The sequence below is a fragment of the Cellulomonas sp. EB106-03-03-XG116 genome (assembly GCF_058792015.1).
This window is the reverse complement of sequence record NZ_JBYTEP010000009.1, coordinates 60,184-77,617: the sequence shown is the minus strand read 5'-3', so window position 1 is coordinate 77,617 and position 17,434 is coordinate 60,184. Positions and strand designations below refer to the sequence as shown.

Genomic DNA, 17,434 nt, shown 5'->3' with positions numbered 1-17,434 from the left:
TGCAGGATGGGGGGGTACGCCGCTACCTGATCGAGGAGACGTCATGCCCGCCACGCTGCCCGAGGCCACCGGTTCGTTCGGTGAGAAGCCGACCCTGACGTTCCCGGAGGGCGACGCCCCCGCCGAGCTCGAGGTCGTCGTGCTGTCGCCCGGCGACGGCGCGCTGGTCGAGGCGGGCGACGACCTCGAGGTCCACTACCTGGGCCAGACCTGGAACGGGAACGTCTTCGACAACTCGTACGACCGCGGCTCCTCGATCTCGTTCCCGATCGGCGTCGGCGCCGTCATCGGCGGCTGGGACGAGGGCCTGGTCGGCCAGCCCGTCGGCTCGCGCGTCCTGCTGTCGATCCCGTCGCACCTCGGCTACGGCGACCGCGGCGTCCCGCAGGCCGGCATCCGCGGCGGCGACACCCTGGTGTTCGTCGTCGACATCGTCGGCACGCACTGACGCAGCACCCCGCACCACCTCGGCCGCCGCCCGAGCCCGGACCCCCGGGCCGGGCGGCGGCCGCGCGTCCGCACCCGGCACCGCCCCGCCCGCCCCGACCTCCCGAGGAGCCCGCCATGCCCACCCCGCACATCTCCGCCCAGCCCGGCGACTTCGCCCCCGACGTCCTCATGCCGGGCGACCCGCGCCGGGCGACCCGGATCGCGGAGACCGTGCTCGACGACGCGCGCCTGGTCACCGAGGTGCGCGGCATCCTCGGCTACACCGGCACGTGGCAGGGCCGCCCGGTGTCGGTGATGGCGTCCGGGATGGGCGTGCCGTCCATCTCGATCTACGCCACCGAGCTGTTCCGGTTCTACGGCGTGCAGCGGATCATCCGCATCGGCACCGCGGGCGGCATGGCGCGCACGCTGGAGCTCGGCGACGTCGTGGTCGCGACCGCCGCGCACACCGACTCCGGGGTCAGCGAGCACCGCATCTCCGGCGTGCACTACTCGCACGTGCCGGACTTCGGCCTGGCCGCCGCCGCGTTCGCCGCCGCCGCGGAGGTCCCCGGGGCCCGCGCGCAGGCCGGCGCGGTGTTCACGTCGGACTCGTTCTACTCGAACCGGCCCGAGCGCACCCAGGCGCTGATCGACCACGGCACGCTCGCGGTCGAGATGGAGGCCGCCGGGCTGTACGCCGTCGCGGACCGGGAGCGCGCGAAGGCGCTGGCGCTGCTGTCGATCTCCGACTTCACGTTCCAGCCGAACGAGCTCACCGCCGACGAGCGCGAGCAGCTGTTCGACCACGCGGTGCAGATGGCGCTCCGCGCGTTCGCCACCGCGGCCTGACCCGCGCCGGCGCGCCGGGGCGCCGGCCGCGGCCTGCCCGGCGCGGCCCCGGACTGGCGCCGAGTGCCTATCCGACACGTCGAGTGCCTATCCGCCGGATAGGCACTCGACGTGTCGGATGCCCTGTCGACGGTCGACGGCCGGCCCGCGGTCAGGCGGGGGCGGCCACCAGCTCGACCTCCAGGCCCTCGCCGTCCTCCAGGTACGCGGCGTAGTGGTCCGGGCCGCCGGCGTGCGGGTGCCGCTCGGCGAACAGCAGCGTCCAGCCGTGCGCCGGCGCCTCGCGCACCAGCGCGTCGACCTCCGCGCGCGTCCCGGCGTGGAACGCCAGGTGGTTCACGCCGGGCCGGCGCCGCTCGTGCGGGGCGTCGACCACGTCCGGGCCGGACTCCAGCACGACGTCGGTACCGCCCGGTGCGCCGCCCCACGACCACCCGCACCCGCCGGCCCACTCGCGGGTGCGGGCGTAGCCAAGCGCGCCGAGCAGCCAGCCCCAGGACCGCTCGGCGCGCGGGAGGTCGGCGAACCACAGCTCGACGTGGTGCACCGCGCCCCGGGTCATGCGGCCTCCGCCGTGCGCGGGGTCTCGCGGACGACCTCGAGGGCGTCGAGCAGGCCGGGCGCCCCGTCGTCGAGCAGGAACCCGCAGCCGGTCGTCGGCCACCTGGCGAGGACGGCACGCCCGTCGGCGTCGACCAGGTAGATCACCGGGCGAGACTGCCACATCGCCGGGCAGGCCTCGCCGGGGACCGGCTGCCGGCTGGGCCGGGCGAGCGCCGCCAGCAGCGGGCCGAGGTCGCCGCGCAGCTCGGCCTCCACGACCGTGACGGAGACGGGCGCCGGCACCGGTTCCGGCACGGCGGGCAGGTCCTGGAGGTCGCTCTCGTTCTCCGCGAGGTCGTCCACGAGCCCGGGACCCGCGGTCACGACGTCCCCCGGCGCGAGGCGGTCGATCCGCTCGGCCGGCGCGCTGGGCTCCGGCTGGATGTCGAGCGGCGCGCGCCACCCGCCGCGGCAGTCGACGACCGCGACGGCGTCGAAGTCCGCCGGGACCGCCCCGGGCTCGGGCCCCGGCCGGTCGCGCCCGTCCGGCGGGGTCAGGCCCAGCCCCCACAGCACCTCGTCCGCGAGGCAGTCCGGGCCGGCGTCGGCGACCTCGGCGGCCGGCGGGAGCGCGGACTCCGGGCCGCAGCCGCCGGCGAGCAGGACGGGCAGCACGATCGCCAGCGCGACGCCGGCCCGGCGGCGGTCCCGGCGCGCGGCGCGGGCCTCGGGGGCGGGCGCGGCGCGGTCGTCGGCGGTGGGCGGCACGGGGGGTCCTCGGGGTCGGCCGGAAGGCGTGTCGGTCGGGTATGGCCGGGGACGCGTGCCCCGGCGGGGGTGCGGGTCAGCCGGGCAGGTCGAGCAGCCGGCGCAGCCTCGCCTTCTTCTCGTTCTCGCGCACGACCCACGCCACGTCGGCGTCGTCGGACGCTCGCAGCGCGGCGAACCGCGGCAGTCCCGCGGTGGGGTCGCCCGCGACCGCGACGCTCCACGCGTAGCCGAGCGCCTGGCGCAGCGTCCGGACGCCGGGGTCGCGGCGGTCGCCGGCGGGGAGCGCGGCGATCGAGGCCGTGGCGGCCGCGCACGCGTCCAGGGCGGCCGCCGCGGTCGCCGGGTCCCGGAGCAGCCGCGGCTCGCACACCCCGGCGACGGCGGCCCGGCGGACCAGCGGGTCGGGGTCCGCGACCCAGTCGGCGACGAGCGCGCGCAGGGTGCCGGGCTCGGCGTCGCCGATCCGCTGCAGCGCCATCGCCGCGGACTCGCGAACCCGCCAGGAGCCGTCGGCGGCCCGGGTGCGGAGCAGGGCGGTCAGCGGCTCGCGGCCGGCGGCGGGGGCCTCCAGGACGAGCCGGCCGACGCCGTCGGTGCCGCAGCAGCGCAGGTAGTCGTCGGGGTCCTCGGCGAACGCGAGCACGAGGTCCGCGGGCGTGACGTCGGCGAACGCGCCCAGGAGCTCGAGGTTCGCCCGCGGCCCGGGCAGCCCCGACCCGGCCGCGAGGTGCGCCCGCACGGCGCCGGGGTCCTCGAGCAGCCCCCGCAGGTCCTCCCGGTGCCGCTCCCGCGCGCCCCTGCTCCCGCCCATGCCCGGCACGCTAGCGCCGCCACCGGCGCCGAGATAGGACCTTCCGTCCGAGATCGGGCCGTCCATGGTCCTATCTCGGCGCGCGGGTCCCATCTCGGCGAGCGGGGCGCGGGGGAGCGGGGGAGCGGCGCCCGCACACCCGGACGGCCCGGCCCCCGTGCGGGGACCGGGCCGTCCGGGTGTGCGCCGTCAGGCGTCGAGGGGGCGCGGGCACGAGACGCCCGTGCCGCCGATGCCGCAGTACCCGTTCGGGTTCTTGTCCAGGTACTGCTGGTGGTAGTCCTCGGCGTAGTAGTACGGGCCGGCCTCGTCCGCGGTGCGGATCTCGGTCGTGATCTCCCCGTACCCGGCCTGGGTCAGCCGCTGCTGGTAGGCGGCGCGGGTCTCCTCCGCGGCGGCGGCCTGCTCCGGCGTCGTCGTGTAGACGGTCGACCGGTACTGGGTGCCGCGGTCGTTGCCCTGCCGGTAGCCCTGCGTCGGGTCGTGCGACTCCCAGAACGTGCGCAGCACGTCGGCGTCCGAGACGACGGCCGGGTCGTAGGCGACCTGGACCACCTCGGCGTGCCCGGTCAGGCCGGTGCACGTCTCCTCGTACGTCGGGTACGGCGTGTACCCGCCCTGGTAGCCGACCGAGGTGCTGACGACGCCCGGCAGCTGCCAGAAGATGCGCTCGGCGCCCCAGAAGCAGCCCATGCCGACCACGATCGTCCGGGTCCCCTCGGGCCACGGGCCCTGCAGCGGCGTGCCCAGCACCGTGTGGGTGGCGGGGACGGAGTAGGTGTACCCCTCGTGCCCCTTCAGCGCGCGCTCTGGCTCGACCATCGTCGACTTGAGGGCGGATCCGAACAGCCAGTTCATGGTGACTCCCTTCCACGGGTCCGACACGCTCAACCCGCGCGCGGGCCCGCGTGTTCCCGCGCGGCACCGGCCGGGGCGGGGGCCTAGCCTGGGCACGTGACGGACGCGAACGACAGCACCCCGACCCTGGCCGCCACGGGCGACCTCGACCAGCACACGGACCACGGCGACTGGTCGTCGGCCGGGTTCGCGACGCGCGCGATCCACGCGGGCCAGGACCCGGACGCGGCCACGGGCGCCGTGGTGACGCCGATCTACCAGGTGTCGACGTACAAGCAGGACGGCGTCGGCGGGCTGCGCGGCGGCTACGAGTACTCGCGGTCGGGCAACCCGACCCGCGCGGCGCTCGAGGAGGCCCTGCGGTCGGCCGAGGGCGGCGGCGCGGGCTTCGCGTTCTCGTCCGGCCTGGCGGCGGAGGACACCCTGCTGCGCGCGGTGCTGCGCCCCGGCGACCACGTCGTGATGGCGAACGACGCGTACGGCGGCACGTACCGCCTCATCGCCCGGGTGTTCGGCCCGTGGGGCGTCGAGCACACGGCGGTCGACCTGTCGGACGCGGAGGCGGTGCTGGCGGCGATCCGCCCGGGGCAGACCAAGGTCATCTGGCTCGAGACCCCGACCAACCCGCTGCTGGGCGTCGCGGACGTCGCGACGCTCGCGGCCCACGCCGCCGCGGCCGGCGCGGTGCTCGTCGTCGACAACACGTTCGCGACGCCGTACCTGCAGCAGCCGATCGCGCTCGGCGCGGACGTGGTCGTGCACTCGACCACCAAGTACATCGGCGGGCACTCCGACGTGGTCGGCGGCGCGCTCGTCGTCGCGGACGGCGCGCAGCTCCCGGTCGGGCTGGACGGGCCCACGGGCACGACGGCGCTCGCGGACGCGGTCGCGTTCCACCAGAACGCCTCGGGCGCGGTCGCCGGGCCGTTCGACTCGTGGCTGACGCTGCGCGGGCTGAAGACCCTCGCGGTGCGGATGGACCGGCACTGCGCGAACGCCGCCGCGGTGGCCGCGTTCCTCGAGGCGCGCGACGACGTCCCGCAGGTCATCTACCCCGGGCTCGAGAGCCACGAGGGCCACGAGGTCGCGGCGCGGCAGATGTCCGGGTTCGGCGGCATGGTGTCGTTCCGCGCGGGCAGCGCCGAGCGCGCCGACCGCATCTGCGCCCGCACGAAGGTCTTCACGCTGGCCGAGTCGCTGGGCGGCGTCGAGTCGCTGATCGAGCTCCCCGCGCGCATGACGCACGGCTCCGTGGTGGGCACGGACCTGGAGGTCCCGGACGACCTGGTCCGGCTGTCGGTCGGCATCGAGGACGAGGCGGACCTGCTGGCGGACCTGGCGCAGGCGCTGGCATGACGACCCCGCGCCGGGGCGGTCGGGGCCGCACCCGCCCGGGCGAGCCCGCCGCGCCGGCGCCGGTGCTGCACGAGGGTGACCTCGCGTCCGGGGAGGCGCCCCCGGGCTGGTCGGCCGAGCAGTCGGTCGCGCCGTCGGTGCGCGCGGCGGCGGCCTGGTCCTGGCGGTTCCTGCTGATCGCGGCGGCCACCGCCGCCGGGCTGTGGGTCGTCGGGTTCTTCAAGGTCATCGTGGTCTCGGTCGCGATCGCGCTGCTGCTGACGGTGCTGCTCGCCCCGGTCGCGCGGTTCCTCAGCGCCCGCCTGCGGTTCCCGCGGGGGCTCGCGGCGATCACGTCCGTGCTGCTGCTCCTGGCCGTGGTGACCGGGCTGGTCGTGCTGGCGGGGCGGTCGATCGCGAGCGGCTTCGGCGACCTGTACGACCAGGCGTCCCAGGGCGTCGACGAGGCGCTGCAGTGGCTGTCGGACGGCCCGCTCGGGCTGAGCACGAGCCAGCTCGACGACCTCGTCCAGCAGGGCCGCGACCAGATCAGCGAGAACGCCAGCACGCTGGTCTCCGGCGCGCTGTCGGTCACCACCACCGTCGGCCACGTGGCCGCGGGCGCGCTGATCGCGCTGTTCTGCACGTTCTTCTTCCTGCTCGACGGCCGGACCATCTGGACCTGGCTGGTCGGCCTGCTGCCGATCACCGTGCGCGAGCGGGTGCACCAGGCGGGCCGCCGCGGCATCGTCACGCTCTCCGGCTACACCCGGACGCAGATCCTGGTGGCGTTCGTCGACGCGACCGGTATCGGCATCGGCGCCGCGGTCCTCGGCGTCCCGCTGGCGGTGCCGCTCGCGACGCTGGTGTTCGTCGGCTCGTTCATCCCGATCGTCGGCGCGATCGCGACGGGCGCCGTCGCGGTGCTGGTCGCGCTCGTCGCGCAGGGCCCGGTCGTGGCGCTGATCATGCTCGGCGTGGTGCTGCTGGTGCAGCAGATCGAGGGGCACGTGCTGCAGCCGTTCCTCATGGGCCACGCGGTGTCCCTGCACCCGGTGGCGGTGCTGCTGGTGGTGGCCGCGGGCTCCCTGGCCGCCGGCATCGTCGGCGCCCTGTTCGCGGTGCCGATCGCGGCGGTGCTCAACACGGTGCTGCTGTATCTGCACGGGCACGACAAGTTCCCCGAGCTCGGCACCGACGACCACGTGACGCTCCGGCCCCCCGGCGTGTTCGGGCGCCGGCGCCTCGGCGGGCGCGGGCGTCTGCGCGCCGGGGGCGACGCCACGGCGGGCGTGGAGCCCGGCGGCGCGCGCGGGGCCGGGGGCGCGCGTCGCGGCCCGGACGAGCACCCCGCCTGATCGGGAATGATGCACCGGTGACCTTCCTCGACGACGCCCGCGCTGCCGCGCGCCTGCTCCAGGGCGTGGCGACCCGCACCCCGGTGGAGACCTCCCGCGCCCTGTCCCAGATCGCCGGGACCCCGGTGCTGCTCAAGTGCGAGAACCTGCAGCGCGCCGGGTCGTTCAAGATCCGCGGGGCGTACGTGCGGATGGCCCGGCTGTCGCCCGAGGAGCAGGCGCGCGGCGTCGTCGCGGCGAGCGCCGGCAACCACGCGCAGGGCGTGGCGCTCGCCGCGCAGCTGCTCGGCATCGACGCGGTGGTCTACATGCCGGTCGACGCGGCGCTGCCGAAGGTGGCGGCGACCAAGGAGTACGGCGCGGAGGTCCGGCCGCACGGCCGCAGCGTCGACGAGGCGCTGGTCGCCGCGCGCGCCGAGGCCGAGCGCACCGGCCGGGTCCTCATCCACCCGTTCGACCACGAGGACATCGTCGCCGGGCAGGGCACCCTGGCGCTGGAGATCCTCGAGCAGGTGCCGGACGTCCGGACGATCGTCGTGCCGCTCGGCGGCGGCGGGCTGGCAGCGGGCATCCAGGCCGTCGTGGCCGAGCTGGCGCCGCAGGTGCGCGTGATCGGCGTGCAGGCGGCCCGGGCCGCGGCCTACCCGGCGTCGCTGGTCGCGGGCGAGCCGGTGCCGGCGCCCGAGCTGCACACGATGGCCGACGGCATCGCGGTCGGCACGCCCGGTGCGGTGCCGTTCGCGCTGCTCCAGCGGCACGGGTGCGAGGTGCGGACGGTGTCCGAGGAGGACCTGTCCCGCGCGCTGCTGCTGGTCGCCGAGCGCGCCAAGCTGCTGGTCGAGCCCTCGGGCGCCGCGGGCGTCGCGGCCGTGATGGCGGCACCGCCGGGCGACCTCGAGGGCCCGGTCGTCGTGCTGCTGTCCGGCGGCAACATCGACCCGCTGGTGCTGCTGCGCGTCGTCCGGCACGGCCTCGCCGTGTCCGGTCGCTATCTCCAGCTGCGGGTGCGGGTGCACGACACCCCGGGCGCGCTGGCGGCGCTGCTGCGCGAGCTCGCGACGACCGGCGGCAACGTGATGCACGTGTCCCACGTCCGGACCGGGGTGGACCTCGAGATCGACGAGGTCGAGATCGAGGTGCAGGTCGAGACCAAGGGCCCCGAGCACTGCGCGCGCGTGCTGCAGCACCTCCGCGACGGCGGCTTCCGCCTCGCGGAGCACTGAGGCGCGGCGCGCGCTGCGTCGAGTGCCTACGCGACACGTCGAGTGCCTATCCCGCGGATAGGCACTCGACGTGTCCGATAGGCACTCGACGCCTCGACGGGCCCGGCGCGCGGGCATGGACCCGGGCCGCGCGGTGTTGAGGACACCGAGGGCCGGTGCGGCCCCGCACGGACGAGAGGGACCACGGTGACGAGCACGACGGCCACGACCACCACCCCGGCGACCACCACCCCGGCGACCGCGGACCCGGCCGACGGCTGGGTCGACCCCCGCACGCAGATCGAGGTGGGCGTGCTGCTCGCCAACGGGCGGCTCGTGGGCCGGCGGTTCGCGTCCCGCGCGGAGGCCGAGGCGTTCGCGCGGCCGGAGGACGGCGAGCAGGTCGTCGAGTACAACCTGGTCTGCGAGTGCGTGGTCTGACGCCCGCGACCGGCGCACGCACGAGGGCCCCGACCGGATCGCCGGTCGGGGCCCTCGTCGCGTCGCGGGCGGTGCGTCAGCCGGTGAAGGGCTTCGCGTCCGTGATCTCGACCGGGATGTCGCGGCCGTTGGGCGCCGTGTAGGACACCTTCTCGCCGACCTTGCGGCCGTTGATCGAGGCGCCGAGCGGCGACGTCGGGGAGAACACCTCGATGTCGGCGCTGCCGGCGATCTCGCGCGAGCCGAGCAGGAACGTCATCGCGTCCCCGGCGACCACGGCGGTGACGACCATGCCGGGCTCCACCACGCCGTCGTCCGGCGGGGTGCCGATCTGGACGTTGCGGAGCTTCTCCTTGAGCTCGCGGATGCGGGCCTCCTGCTTGGCCTGCTCCTCGCGGGCGGCGTGGTAGCCGCCGTTCTCCTTGAGGTCGCCCTCGTCACGCGCGGCGGCGATCCGCTCGGTGACCTCGGCTCGTCCCGGGCCCTCGAGGTGCTCGAGCTCAGCCTTGAGGCGGTCGTAGGCCTCCTGCGTCAGCCAGGTGGCGGCCTGCGTCGTGTCGGTCACGTCCACTCCTTCCTGCGTGTCGCGCGCCCGGTCGGGACGCGCCGTCGGTGACCCCGGCCAGGCGTGCGCGGGCCCGAGCGATGAACGGGGATGCCGTCTCCCTCGCGGTCGCGTCGGCCTGCGGCGACATCGGGCGACGTCGGACCGGGGGCGGCGTATGAATCGGCAAGCATAGCAACTGGCGGGGTCCGGCGTGGCCGGGTCCCGCCGTGTCGCGCCGCGCGATCACGCGGCGGAGCAGGACTCCACGACCGCCGACACGGCCAGCTCGGTCGTCGGGATCGTCGTCGTCACGCGCTGCGTGGCGGTGCCCGCCGGGCCGACCTCGACGGTCTGCACGCCGACCTCCGCGTAGGACTCGGACAGCGCCTGCACCCGGCAGGAGACGGTGGCGTCGGCGTCCTTCGTGACGTCGAAGGTCAGCTGGGTGCTGGTGGGGCCGTCCACCTTGAAGCCGACCACCTTCCAGCTGAGCCCGTCCTGGGCGAGCGCGAGCCAGGCGGCGACCGCCACGGCCAGGACGCCGAGCGCGACCATCGCGACGCGGCCGGCCCGGCGGCGCCCCGGTCCGGTGGGCTTCCCGTAGCGCCCGGCGGGGAGCTCGGGGGCGGGGGTCGGGGTCGCCGTCACGGTCATCTCCTGGGGGAACGGGTCGCGCGCGGGCCGCGCGGAGTCGTCGGGGTGCGACCATTGTCTCGCGCCGGGTGCCGTACCGGCGACGAGGAGAGGACGACACCACACCGTGACCGAGCAGCTGCGCCTGATGGCGGTGCACGCCCACCCGGACGACGAGTCGAGCAAGGGGGCGGCGACCACCGCCCGGTACGCCGCGGAGGGCGTGGACGTCCTCGTCGTCACCTGCACCGGCGGGGAGCGCGGCGACGTGCTGAACCCGCACCACCCGCCCGTCGAGGGCGGGATCGAGGAGATGCGCGCCGTGCGCCGCGTCGAGATGGCCGCGGCGGCCGCCGCGCTCGGGGTGCGGCAGCACTGGCTGGGCTTCGTCGACTCGGGGCTGCCCGAGGGCGACCCGCTGCCGCCGCTGCCCGAGGGGTGCTTCGCCCTGCAGCCGCTGGAGGAGGCGGCCCGCCCGCTGGTCGAGCTGGTGCGCGAGTTCCGTCCGCACGTGATCACGACGTACGACCCGACGGGCGGCTACCCGCACCCCGACCACATCATGTGCCACCGGGTGGCGTTCGAGGCGTTCCACGCGGCGGGCGACCCGGAGCGGTACCGCGGGGCCGGCGAGCCCTGGGAGCCGCTCAAGCTCTACTACAACCACGGCTTCTCGATGGCCCGGATCCGCGCGGCGCACGAGGCGATGGTCGAGCGCGGCCTGGAGTCGCCGTTCGGCGAGTGGGTCGAGTCCCGCGCCGCCCGGGAGATCCCGGAGCGCGAGGTCACCACGCTGGTCGACGTGCACGAGCACTTCGACGCGCGGGACGCCGCCCTGCGGGCGCACGCCACCCAGATCGACCCCGAGGGCTTCTTCTTCGCGATGCCGCGCGACCTCGAGCTCGAGGTGTGGCCGACCGAGGAGTTCGAGCTCGCGGAGTCGCGGGTGCCGACCACGCTGCCCGAGGACGACCTGTTCGCCGGTGTGCGCGAGGTGCTCGCGTGACCGGCGCGCTGGCGGTCGCGCACGGGACGCTGCTGCAGGGCTGGGGGGCCGTCGCCGGGGCGGTGAGCCCGTCGCCCTCGCCGTCGAGCATCGAGATCCCGCCGGAGGACCAGACGTCGCCCGGGCTGCTCGGGTTCCTCGTGACGTTCGCCGCCGCGGCGGCGGTCATCCTGCTGGCGTTCTCGATGGTCCGGCACCTGCGGGTCGTCGACCGGAACGCCCGGCGGCTGCGCGAGGCCGAGGAGGCCGCGGGCGCCGGCGCCCCGGGCGGCCCGGCGGCGGGCGACGCCCCGGCCACCGACGGCCCGGAGCGTCCCGACGGCCCCGGCCCGACCCCGCCCCGGGGTCGCGCGTGAGCACCCCGCCGCCGGTCCGCCCGGCGGTGCGCGTCACGGTCGGCCAGCTCCGGGTGAGCGACGACCACGACGCCAACCGCGAGGTGGTCCGCCGGGCGTTCGACACCGCGCGCCGCGCGCGGGCGGACGTGCTGGTGCTGCCGGAGTACGCCTCGGGCTTCGACCCGCGGGGGACCGGCCCGGAGCACGCGGAGCCGCTGGACGGCCCGTTCGTGTCCCTGCTGCGCGAGCGCGCCGCCGCCGACGGCGTGGCGGTGCTGGCCGGCACGACCCTGCCCGGCGCCGACCCCGAGCGTGCGGTGAACGCGGTGGTCGCGGTCGACGCCGACGGCGCGCTGGCGGGGGTCTACCGCAAGGTGCACCTGTACGACGCGTTCGGGCACCGCGAGTCGGAGCGCCTCGAACCCGGTCCGGCGGACGCCCCGCCGCTGACGCTCGACGTCGCGGGCGTGCGGCTCGGCGTGCTGACCTGCTACGACCTGCGGTTCCCCGAGTCCGCGCGCCGCCTGGTGGACGCCGGGGCCGAGGTGCTGGTGGTCCCCGCCGCCTGGGCCGCCGGCCCGCTCAAGGCCGAGCACTGGCGCACGCTGGCGACGGCCCGGGCCATCGAGAACACCGCGGTCGTCGTGGCGGTCGGCCAGGCGGGCCGGGGTGTCACCGGGCGGTCGCTCGTCGTCGGCCCGGACGGCGTCGTCGGGCTGGAGCTCGGCGAGGAGCCGGAGCTGCGCACGGTCGACCTCGACCCCGAGGCGCTGCGCGGGGTGCGGGAGTCGAACCCGTCGCTGGCGAACCGCCGCTACCGCGTGGTCCCGGCGGTCTGAGTCGTCGGTCCGCCGACGTCGGTGCTTCTGGCCGAGGTCGGTGGTTCCTGCCGCCGACCTCGGCGCGAACCACCGACCTCGGCGCACGCGCCTCGCGGGGACGCCGGGCGCGACGCGGCGGTCAGCCGCGCGGGCGGCCCTCCGGGTCGAGGTCGGTGTCCGGGGACGGCCAGAACGTCCGGAGCAGCTCCTCCGGCGTGAGCACCGCCTCGGCGTGCTCGACCGGCTCGTCGCCGCCGGCGAGCGCGCGCACCTCGTCGTGGATCCGCTCCATCGACGCGTCCAGCTGGGCCGCGACGTCCGCCGCGAGCTTGAGGGAGTCGGTGAGGTGCCGGGGCACCTGCCGGTCGTACTTGTAGTAGATCTTGTGCTCGAGGCTCGCCCAGAAGTCCATGGCGATGGTCCGCAGCTGGATCTCGACGACGACCTGCTCAACGCGGTCGGACAGGTAGACGGGCACCTGCACGATGAGGTGCAGCGACTGGTACCCGTTGCCCTTGGGGTGCGCGATGTAGTCGCGCTCCTCCAGCAGTGTGAGGTCGGCCTGGCCGACGAGCATGTCCCGCACCCGGTAGATGTCCGAGACGAACGAGCACGTCACCCGGACGCCGGCGATGTCGAACATCTGCGCCCGGACGGCGTCGGGCGTCAGCGGGATGCCCTTGCGGCGGCACTTGGTCACGATCGACTCGAACGACTTGAGCCGGCTCCCGACGTGCTCGACCGGGTTGTAGTTGGCCATGTGCCGGAACTCGTCGCGCAGGATCGCGATCTTGGTCATGACCTCGTCGATGCCGAACTTGTACGTCAGCGCGAGGCGGCGCATGTCGCGCATGAGCGCGCGGAGCTCCGCGGGATCGGGCATCGCCGGAGGGGCGACGGCCCGGTCCGGGGCCGACGGGTCGGGGACGCGGTGCACGGTGCCGGTCATGCCTCCACCGTAGTTGCCCCAAGCGGGGGTCAGCGCAGGACCGCCAGGGCGGCCGCGACGTAGTGGCAGGTGAACCCGACGACGGTGAGCGCGTGGAAGATCTCGTGGAACCCGAACCAGCGGGGGCTCGGGTTCGGCCGCTTCAGGCCGTACACCAGCGCACCGAGCGTGTACGCCAGGCCGCCGCCCGCGACGAGCCACACGACCTCGGGGCCGCCGGTGGGCGCCCGCCAGAACGCGGGCAGGAACCAGACCGCCACCCAGCCGAGGGCGATGTAGACCGGGACGTAGACCCATCGCGGGGCGCCGAGCCAGAACACCCGCGCGAGCAGCCCGACCAGCGCGCCCGACCACACGATGATCAGCAGGGTGCGCGCGGTCGAGGCGGGGAGCAGGGCCACGGCCAGCGGGGTGTAGGTGCCGGCGATGACCAGGAAGATGTTGGTGTGGTCCATGCGGCGCAGGATCCCGGCGACGCGCGGGGACCAGGTGCCGCGGTGGTAGACCGCGCTGGTGCCGAACAGCAGCATGGCGGCGACGCCGAACACGGCGCACGCGATCGTCAGCGGCGCGGTGGGCGCGAGCACGACGAGCACGACCGAGGCCACGGTGACGAGCGGGAACATCCCGGCGTGGATCCAGCCCCGCAGCCGGGGCTTGACGGCGTCGGCGATCTGCTCGGCGGTCTCGGCGACCTTCACGGCGGGTCCTCCCTGTCGGCGGGCTCGGGCGGCGACGCGGACGAGCCTAACCTACGAGTGCGTAGGTTACGGATGCGTAGGTAGTGGCGGCGGGCGCGCCGCGGGCCTGCACGAATCCTCCCCCTCGGACCTCGCGCGACCGGCGGTCCCGGCGCCCCGGCGAGCGGTAGCGTGAGCACGCCCGACCGCCCAGACGAGGAGACCCGCGCGTGCGCCTGCCCCATCCGCTCTACGGGCTGTACGAGCGCCGCCTCGCCGCCTCGCTGCCCCGCGACCGGGTCCCGCGGCACGTCGGCGTGATCCTCGACGGCAACCGGCGGTGGGCGCGGCAGCTCGGCGAGTCGACCGCGACCGGCCACCGGCGCGGCGCGGACCGGATCGCGGACCTGCTCGCCTGGGGCGAGGAGGTCGGGGTCGAGGTCGTCACGCTGTGGATGCTGTCGACGGACAACCTCAGCCGCGACCCCGAGGAGCTGGACGCGCTCCTCGGCATCATCGAGGACGCGGTGCGCGAGCTGGCGGCCACCCGGCGCTGGCGGCTGCAGGCGGTCGGCTCGCTGGACCTGCTCCCCGAGCACACCCGCGCCACGCTGCGGGACGCGGAGTCCGCCACCGCCGACGTCCGCGGCCTGCACGTGAACGTGGCGATCGGGTACGGCGGCCGGAAGGAGATCGCGGACGCGGTGCGGTCCTACCTCCGCGAGCGCGCGGCCGAGGGCGCGACGCTCGACGACATCGCCGCGACGTTCGACGTCGAGCACATCGCGGACCACCTGTACACCAAGGGCCAGCCCGACCCGGACCTGGTGATCCGCACCTCGGGGGAGCAGCGGCTCGGCGGCTTCATGCTCTGGCAGTCGGTGCACTCGGAGTACTACTTCTGCGAGGTCTACTGGCCGGACTTCCGGCGGGTGGACTTCCTGCGCGCGGTGCGCGACTACGCCGCCCGGGAGCGCCGGCACGGGCAGTGAGCCGGGCCGGCGGCCACGGCGGGGCGACGTCCGGGTGAACATCGTGTTGCGGATCACATCCGCGGCGTGTCGCGCGCGCCGCGGTGTCGGAGGCGCGGCGTAGCGTCCGGAGCAACGGGCGGCACCCGCCGCCCCCGGGAGGCCAGCCCATGGAGCACGCGCTCCGGGGGGAGGGCCGGTCCTGGTCCTCCGTGGCCGGCCGCCCTCGTCCCGTCACCGAGCGCCGCAGGACCCGCGGGTCCGGCGCGAGGGGTCCGACTCGGCGCTGAGCAGCGCCGGAGGGAGCCTGCCGTGGTCAGCAAGCTGGGAACCGCCACCGCCTCGACCGACCAGCCGGAGGGGCGCCGGACGCACGTCCTCGACACCTCCGTCCTCCTGTCGGACCCGCGCGCGATCACGCGGTTCGCCGAGCACGACGTGGTGCTCCCCGTCGTCGTGATCACCGAGCTCGAGGCCAAGCGGCACCACGCCGAGCTCGGCTACTTCGCCCGCGCCGCCCTGCGGCTGCTCGACGACCTGCGGGTCGCCCACGGCGGGCTGGACACGCCGATCCCGCTCGGGGAGCAGGGCGGCACGCTGCGGGTCGAGCTCAACCACACGAACCCCGAGGTGCTGCCGGCCGGCTTCCGGCTGGGGGACAACGACACCCGGATCCTCGCGTGCGCGGCCAACCTCGCCGCGGAGGGCCACGACGTCACGGTCGTCTCCAAGGACCTGCCGATGCGGATCAAGGCGTCCGCGATCGGGCTGCGCGCCGAGGAGTACCGGCACGAGCTCGCCGTCGACTCCGGCTGGACCGGCATGGACGCGCTCGACCTCACCGAGCAGCAGATGGCCGACCTGTGGGAGCACGAGTCGCTCCCGCTGGCCGACCTGCCCGACTCCCCGACGCTGCTCACCCACACCGGCCTGGTGATGCACAGCCCGCGCGGCTCGGCGCTCGGCCGGGTGACCGCCGACAAGCACGTGCAGGTGGTGCGCGGCGACCAGGACGTCTTCGGCCTGCACGGCCGCAGCGCGGAGCAGCGCATCGCGATCGACCTGCTGCTCGACGAGCAGGTCGGCATCGTGTCGCTGGGCGGTCGGGCCGGCACCGGCAAGTCGGCGCTCGCGCTGTGCGCCGGCCTCGAGGCCGTGCTGGAGCGCCGGCAGCACCGCAAGGTGATGGTGTTCCGCCCGCTGTACGCGGTCGGCGGCCAGGAGCTCGGCTACCTGCCGGGCAGCGAGGCCGAGAAGATGAACCCCTGGGCGCAGGCGGTGTTCGACACCCTGAGCGCGGTGGTCAGCCGCGAGGTGGTCGAGGAGATCATCGACCGCGAGCTGCTCGAGGTGCTGCCGCTCACGCACATCCGCGGGCGGTCGCTGCACGACGCGTTCGTGATCGTCGACGAGGCGCAGTCCCTGGAGCGGAACGTGCTGCTCACGGTGCTGTCCCGGATCGGGCAGAGCTCGCGGGTGGTGCTGACGCACGACGTCGCGCAGCGGGACAACCTGCGGGTCGGCCGGCACGACGGCGTCGCGGCGGTGATCGAGGCGCTCAAGGGGCACCCGCTGTTCGCGCACGTGACCCTGACCCGCTCGGAGCGGTCCCCGGTCGCGGCCCTGGTCACGGAGATGCTGGAGGGCATCGAGCTCTGACGGCCGCGGCCGCCCGGCCACGCGTCGCCGAGCGGGCAGCAGGTGTCGCCTCCCGGGCCCCGGAGGGGGCGTCTACCGCCCGCTCGGCGAGGTGCCGGGAGCGGGGGCTGGGGCGGACGCGTGGGGCGGGGCCGCGTGCTCCGGGCGGGCCGCCAGGACCGCCACGACCAGGCCGACCACCGCGCCGGCGGCCGTGTCCAGGGCGCGGTCCAGCGCCAGCCGGGTCGGGTCCAGCGGCGCGCCCAGCGACGTCATCAGCAGGGCCATCGGGGTGATGGTGAGCATCGCGACCCCGTAGTGCCGGGCGACGACCAGCTCGGTGGCGGTCTGCAGCACGACGACGAGCGCCGCGACGGCCCAGAACGGCAGGTGCGCGCCGAGCAGCGGCAGCGCGATCGCCACGCCCGCGGCGGTGCCCGCGGCGCGCTGCAGCGCCCGGACGCCCATGTGCCGGACGTGCGCCCCCTGCAGGACGGCGGCGGCACCCATGACGGCCCAGGCCGGGTGGCCCCAGCCGGCGGCGGCCGCGACGGACCCGGCGAGCGCGGCGGCCACCGCGACCGAGACGGTGGGGGAGAGCGTCGCGCCGCCCGCGATGCCGGCGCGCACGACGTCGCGCACCCGCGGCGCGGGCTCGGTCGGGAGCCCCCGGCGCCGGTCGAGCGCCCAGCCGGCGTTGCACACCAGGCAGGCGACGAGCGCGCCGCCCGCGACCGCGACGCCCCGCGCCAGGACGTCGCCCGCGCCGGCGGCCGCGGCCGTGCCGGCGCCCGCCGCGAACACCAGGATCGTCGCCCCGGGCGGGCCGGTGCGCAGCGCCACCGCCCCGGCCGTGGCGCCCGCGGCGAGCAGCGTCAGCACGGCCAGCTCCGCGACCACCGCGGCGCCCGCGGCCGCCAGGGCCGACATCGCCAGCACGGCCGCCGTGAGCGCGCCGCCGACCAGCGCCATGAGCCGCAGCCGCCAGGCGTACCCGCTGGACCGCCCGTAGAGCGACGCGAGCGCGCCGAGCGAGGCGTAGCCGGCCAGGTCGTGGCGGCCGATCGCGGCGACGAGCAGGAACGCCAGCGCGACGCTCGCGCCGCAGCGCAGCGCCCCGCCGAGGGAGTCCCGGGTGCTGGGCCCGCCCCGGTGCGGCCGGAGGGCGTCGCGGAGCTGGGACGGGTGCAGGAGGGCGGCGGCGAGGGACAGGCGGTGCACCCCACGATCCTGCCACCGAATCGTTCACGG

General features: G+C 75.9%; 20 protein-coding genes. 11 read left to right on the top strand and 9 right to left on the bottom strand.

Annotated features, from left to right (window positions below):
* Positions 1-43 precede the first annotated feature (43 nt).
* Positions 44-448, top strand: coding sequence for an FKBP-type peptidyl-prolyl cis-trans isomerase (locus AC3WUG_RS06190; RefSeq protein ID WP_492326861.1), 405 nt, complete (start codon positions 44-46; stop codon positions 446-448).
* A gap of 116 nt (positions 449-564) precedes the next feature.
* A complete protein-coding gene (gene deoD / locus AC3WUG_RS06185) occupies positions 565-1,281 on the top strand; it encodes a purine-nucleoside phosphorylase (protein WP_147795801.1) in 717 nt (238 codons plus the stop codon).
* Between the two features lie 151 nt (positions 1,282-1,432).
* Here the strand turns inward: deoD and AC3WUG_RS06180 are convergent, their stop codons facing one another.
* The 4 genes from AC3WUG_RS06180 to msrA form a co-directional block, all read right to left on the bottom strand.
* Entirely contained in the window at positions 1,433-1,843 is a 411-nt protein-coding gene (locus AC3WUG_RS06180) for a VOC family protein (RefSeq protein WP_492326860.1), read from the bottom strand.
* Entirely contained in the window at positions 1,840-2,592 is a 753-nt protein-coding gene (locus tag AC3WUG_RS06175; protein ID WP_492326859.1) for a hypothetical protein, read from the bottom strand. The genes AC3WUG_RS06180 and AC3WUG_RS06175 overlap by 4 nt, the downstream gene beginning before the upstream one ends.
* A 76-nt stretch (positions 2,593-2,668) precedes the next feature.
* A complete protein-coding gene (locus tag AC3WUG_RS06170; RefSeq protein WP_492326858.1) occupies positions 2,669-3,406 on the bottom strand; it encodes a HEAT repeat domain-containing protein in 738 nt (245 codons plus the stop codon).
* Positions 3,407-3,595: 189 nt separating this feature from the next.
* A complete protein-coding gene (gene msrA / locus AC3WUG_RS06165) occupies positions 3,596-4,264 on the bottom strand; it encodes a peptide-methionine (S)-S-oxide reductase MsrA (RefSeq protein WP_492326857.1) in 669 nt (222 codons plus the stop codon).
* Between the two features lie 126 nt (positions 4,265-4,390).
* Between msrA and AC3WUG_RS06160 the strand changes: the two genes are divergently transcribed.
* The 4 genes from AC3WUG_RS06160 to AC3WUG_RS06145 all read left to right on the top strand — a co-directional run bounded on the left by AC3WUG_RS06160 (position 4,391) and on the right by AC3WUG_RS06145 (position 8,600).
* Entirely contained in the window at positions 4,391-5,620 is a 1,230-nt protein-coding gene (locus AC3WUG_RS06160; RefSeq protein ID WP_492326891.1) for a cystathionine gamma-synthase, read from the top strand.
* Complete coding sequence (locus tag AC3WUG_RS06155; RefSeq protein ID WP_492326856.1) at positions 5,617-6,957, top strand: AI-2E family transporter; 1,341 nt, start codon at positions 5,617-5,619, stop codon at positions 6,955-6,957. The genes AC3WUG_RS06160 and AC3WUG_RS06155 overlap by 4 nt, the downstream gene beginning before the upstream one ends.
* 17 nt (positions 6,958-6,974) lie before the next feature.
* The gene (ilvA, locus tag AC3WUG_RS06150) at positions 6,975-8,180 is read left to right on the top strand and encodes a threonine ammonia-lyase (protein ID WP_492326855.1); all 1,206 of its coding nucleotides are present in this window, start codon (positions 6,975-6,977) and stop codon (positions 8,178-8,180) included.
* 186 nt (positions 8,181-8,366) lie between these two features.
* A complete protein-coding gene (locus tag AC3WUG_RS06145) occupies positions 8,367-8,600 on the top strand; it encodes a hypothetical protein (RefSeq protein WP_492326854.1) in 234 nt (77 codons plus the stop codon).
* Positions 8,601-8,676: 76 nt separating this feature from the next.
* Here the strand turns inward: AC3WUG_RS06145 and greA are convergent, their stop codons facing one another.
* Positions 8,677-9,165 (bottom strand): transcription elongation factor GreA, encoded by a 489-nt coding sequence (gene greA / locus AC3WUG_RS06140; protein ID WP_166943209.1) that lies wholly within the window; start codon positions 9,163-9,165, stop codon positions 8,677-8,679.
* A 225-nt stretch (positions 9,166-9,390) separates the two neighbouring features.
* Positions 9,391-9,795, bottom strand: a complete 405-nt coding sequence (locus AC3WUG_RS06135) for a DUF4307 domain-containing protein (RefSeq protein WP_492326853.1) — start codon at positions 9,793-9,795, stop codon at positions 9,391-9,393.
* 133 nt (positions 9,796-9,928) lie between these two features.
* Here AC3WUG_RS06135 and mca point away from each other — a divergent pair, with 133 nt between their 5' ends.
* The 3 genes from mca to AC3WUG_RS06120 are packed head-to-tail and all read left to right on the top strand — an operon-like array spanning position 9,929 to position 11,963.
* On the top strand, positions 9,929-10,786 hold the full coding sequence (mca, locus tag AC3WUG_RS06130; RefSeq protein WP_492326890.1) for a mycothiol conjugate amidase Mca: 858 nt from the start codon (positions 9,929-9,931) through the stop codon (positions 10,784-10,786).
* Entirely contained in the window at positions 10,783-11,142 is a 360-nt protein-coding gene (locus AC3WUG_RS06125) for a hypothetical protein (RefSeq protein WP_492326852.1), read from the top strand. The genes mca and AC3WUG_RS06125 overlap by 4 nt, the downstream gene beginning before the upstream one ends.
* Entirely contained in the window at positions 11,139-11,963 is an 825-nt protein-coding gene (locus tag AC3WUG_RS06120) for a carbon-nitrogen hydrolase family protein (protein WP_492326851.1), read from the top strand. Before AC3WUG_RS06125 ends, AC3WUG_RS06120 begins: the two co-directional genes overlap by 4 nt.
* Positions 11,964-12,084: 121 nt before the next feature.
* Here the strand turns inward: AC3WUG_RS06120 and AC3WUG_RS06115 are convergent, their stop codons facing one another.
* On the bottom strand, positions 12,085-12,828 hold the full coding sequence (locus AC3WUG_RS06115) for a GTP pyrophosphokinase (protein WP_492326889.1): 744 nt from the start codon (positions 12,826-12,828) through the stop codon (positions 12,085-12,087).
* 95 nt (positions 12,829-12,923) lie between these two features.
* Positions 12,924-13,595, bottom strand: coding sequence for a PAQR family membrane homeostasis protein TrhA (gene trhA, locus AC3WUG_RS06110; protein WP_492326850.1), 672 nt, complete (start codon positions 13,593-13,595; stop codon positions 12,924-12,926).
* A 209-nt stretch (positions 13,596-13,804) separates the two neighbouring features.
* Between trhA and AC3WUG_RS06105 the strand changes: the two genes are divergently transcribed.
* Positions 13,805-14,566 (top strand): isoprenyl transferase, encoded by a 762-nt coding sequence (locus tag AC3WUG_RS06105; RefSeq protein WP_492326849.1) that lies wholly within the window; start codon positions 13,805-13,807, stop codon positions 14,564-14,566.
* A 291-nt stretch (positions 14,567-14,857) separates the two neighbouring features.
* Entirely contained in the window at positions 14,858-16,204 is a 1,347-nt protein-coding gene (gene phoH2, locus AC3WUG_RS06100; protein WP_374225944.1) for an RNA 5'-3' helicase PhoH2, read from the top strand.
* Between the two features lie 72 nt (positions 16,205-16,276).
* Here phoH2 and AC3WUG_RS06095 read toward each other — a convergent pair whose 3' ends face one another.
* On the bottom strand, positions 16,277-17,404 hold the full coding sequence (locus AC3WUG_RS06095; protein WP_492326848.1) for an FUSC family protein: 1,128 nt from the start codon (positions 17,402-17,404) through the stop codon (positions 16,277-16,279).
* Positions 17,405-17,434 lie beyond the last annotated feature (30 nt).

Bases quoted from the DNA above. Each gene is read 5' to 3' on its own strand.
- deoD (WP_147795801.1), top strand. From the start codon at position 565: ATGCCCACCCCGCACATCTCCGCCCAGCCCGGCGACTTCGCCCCCGAC.
- AC3WUG_RS06190 (WP_492326861.1), top strand. From the start codon at position 44: ATGCCCGCCACGCTGCCCGAGGCCACCGGTTCGTTCGGTGAGAAGCCG.
- AC3WUG_RS06180 (WP_492326860.1), bottom strand. From the start codon at position 1,843: ATGACCCGGGGCGCGGTGCACCACGTCGAGCTGTGGTTCGCCGACCTC.
- mca (WP_492326890.1), top strand. From the start codon at position 9,929: ATGGCGGTGCACGCCCACCCGGACGACGAGTCGAGCAAGGGGGCGGCG.
- AC3WUG_RS06155 (WP_492326856.1), top strand. From the start codon at position 5,617: ATGACGACCCCGCGCCGGGGCGGTCGGGGCCGCACCCGCCCGGGCGAG.
- AC3WUG_RS06170 (WP_492326858.1), bottom strand. From the start codon at position 3,406: ATGGGCGGGAGCAGGGGCGCGCGGGAGCGGCACCGGGAGGACCTGCGG.
- msrA (WP_492326857.1), bottom strand. From the start codon at position 4,264: ATGAACTGGCTGTTCGGATCCGCCCTCAAGTCGACGATGGTCGAGCCA.
- AC3WUG_RS06115 (WP_492326889.1), bottom strand. From the start codon at position 12,828: ATGCCCGATCCCGCGGAGCTCCGCGCGCTCATGCGCGACATGCGCCGC.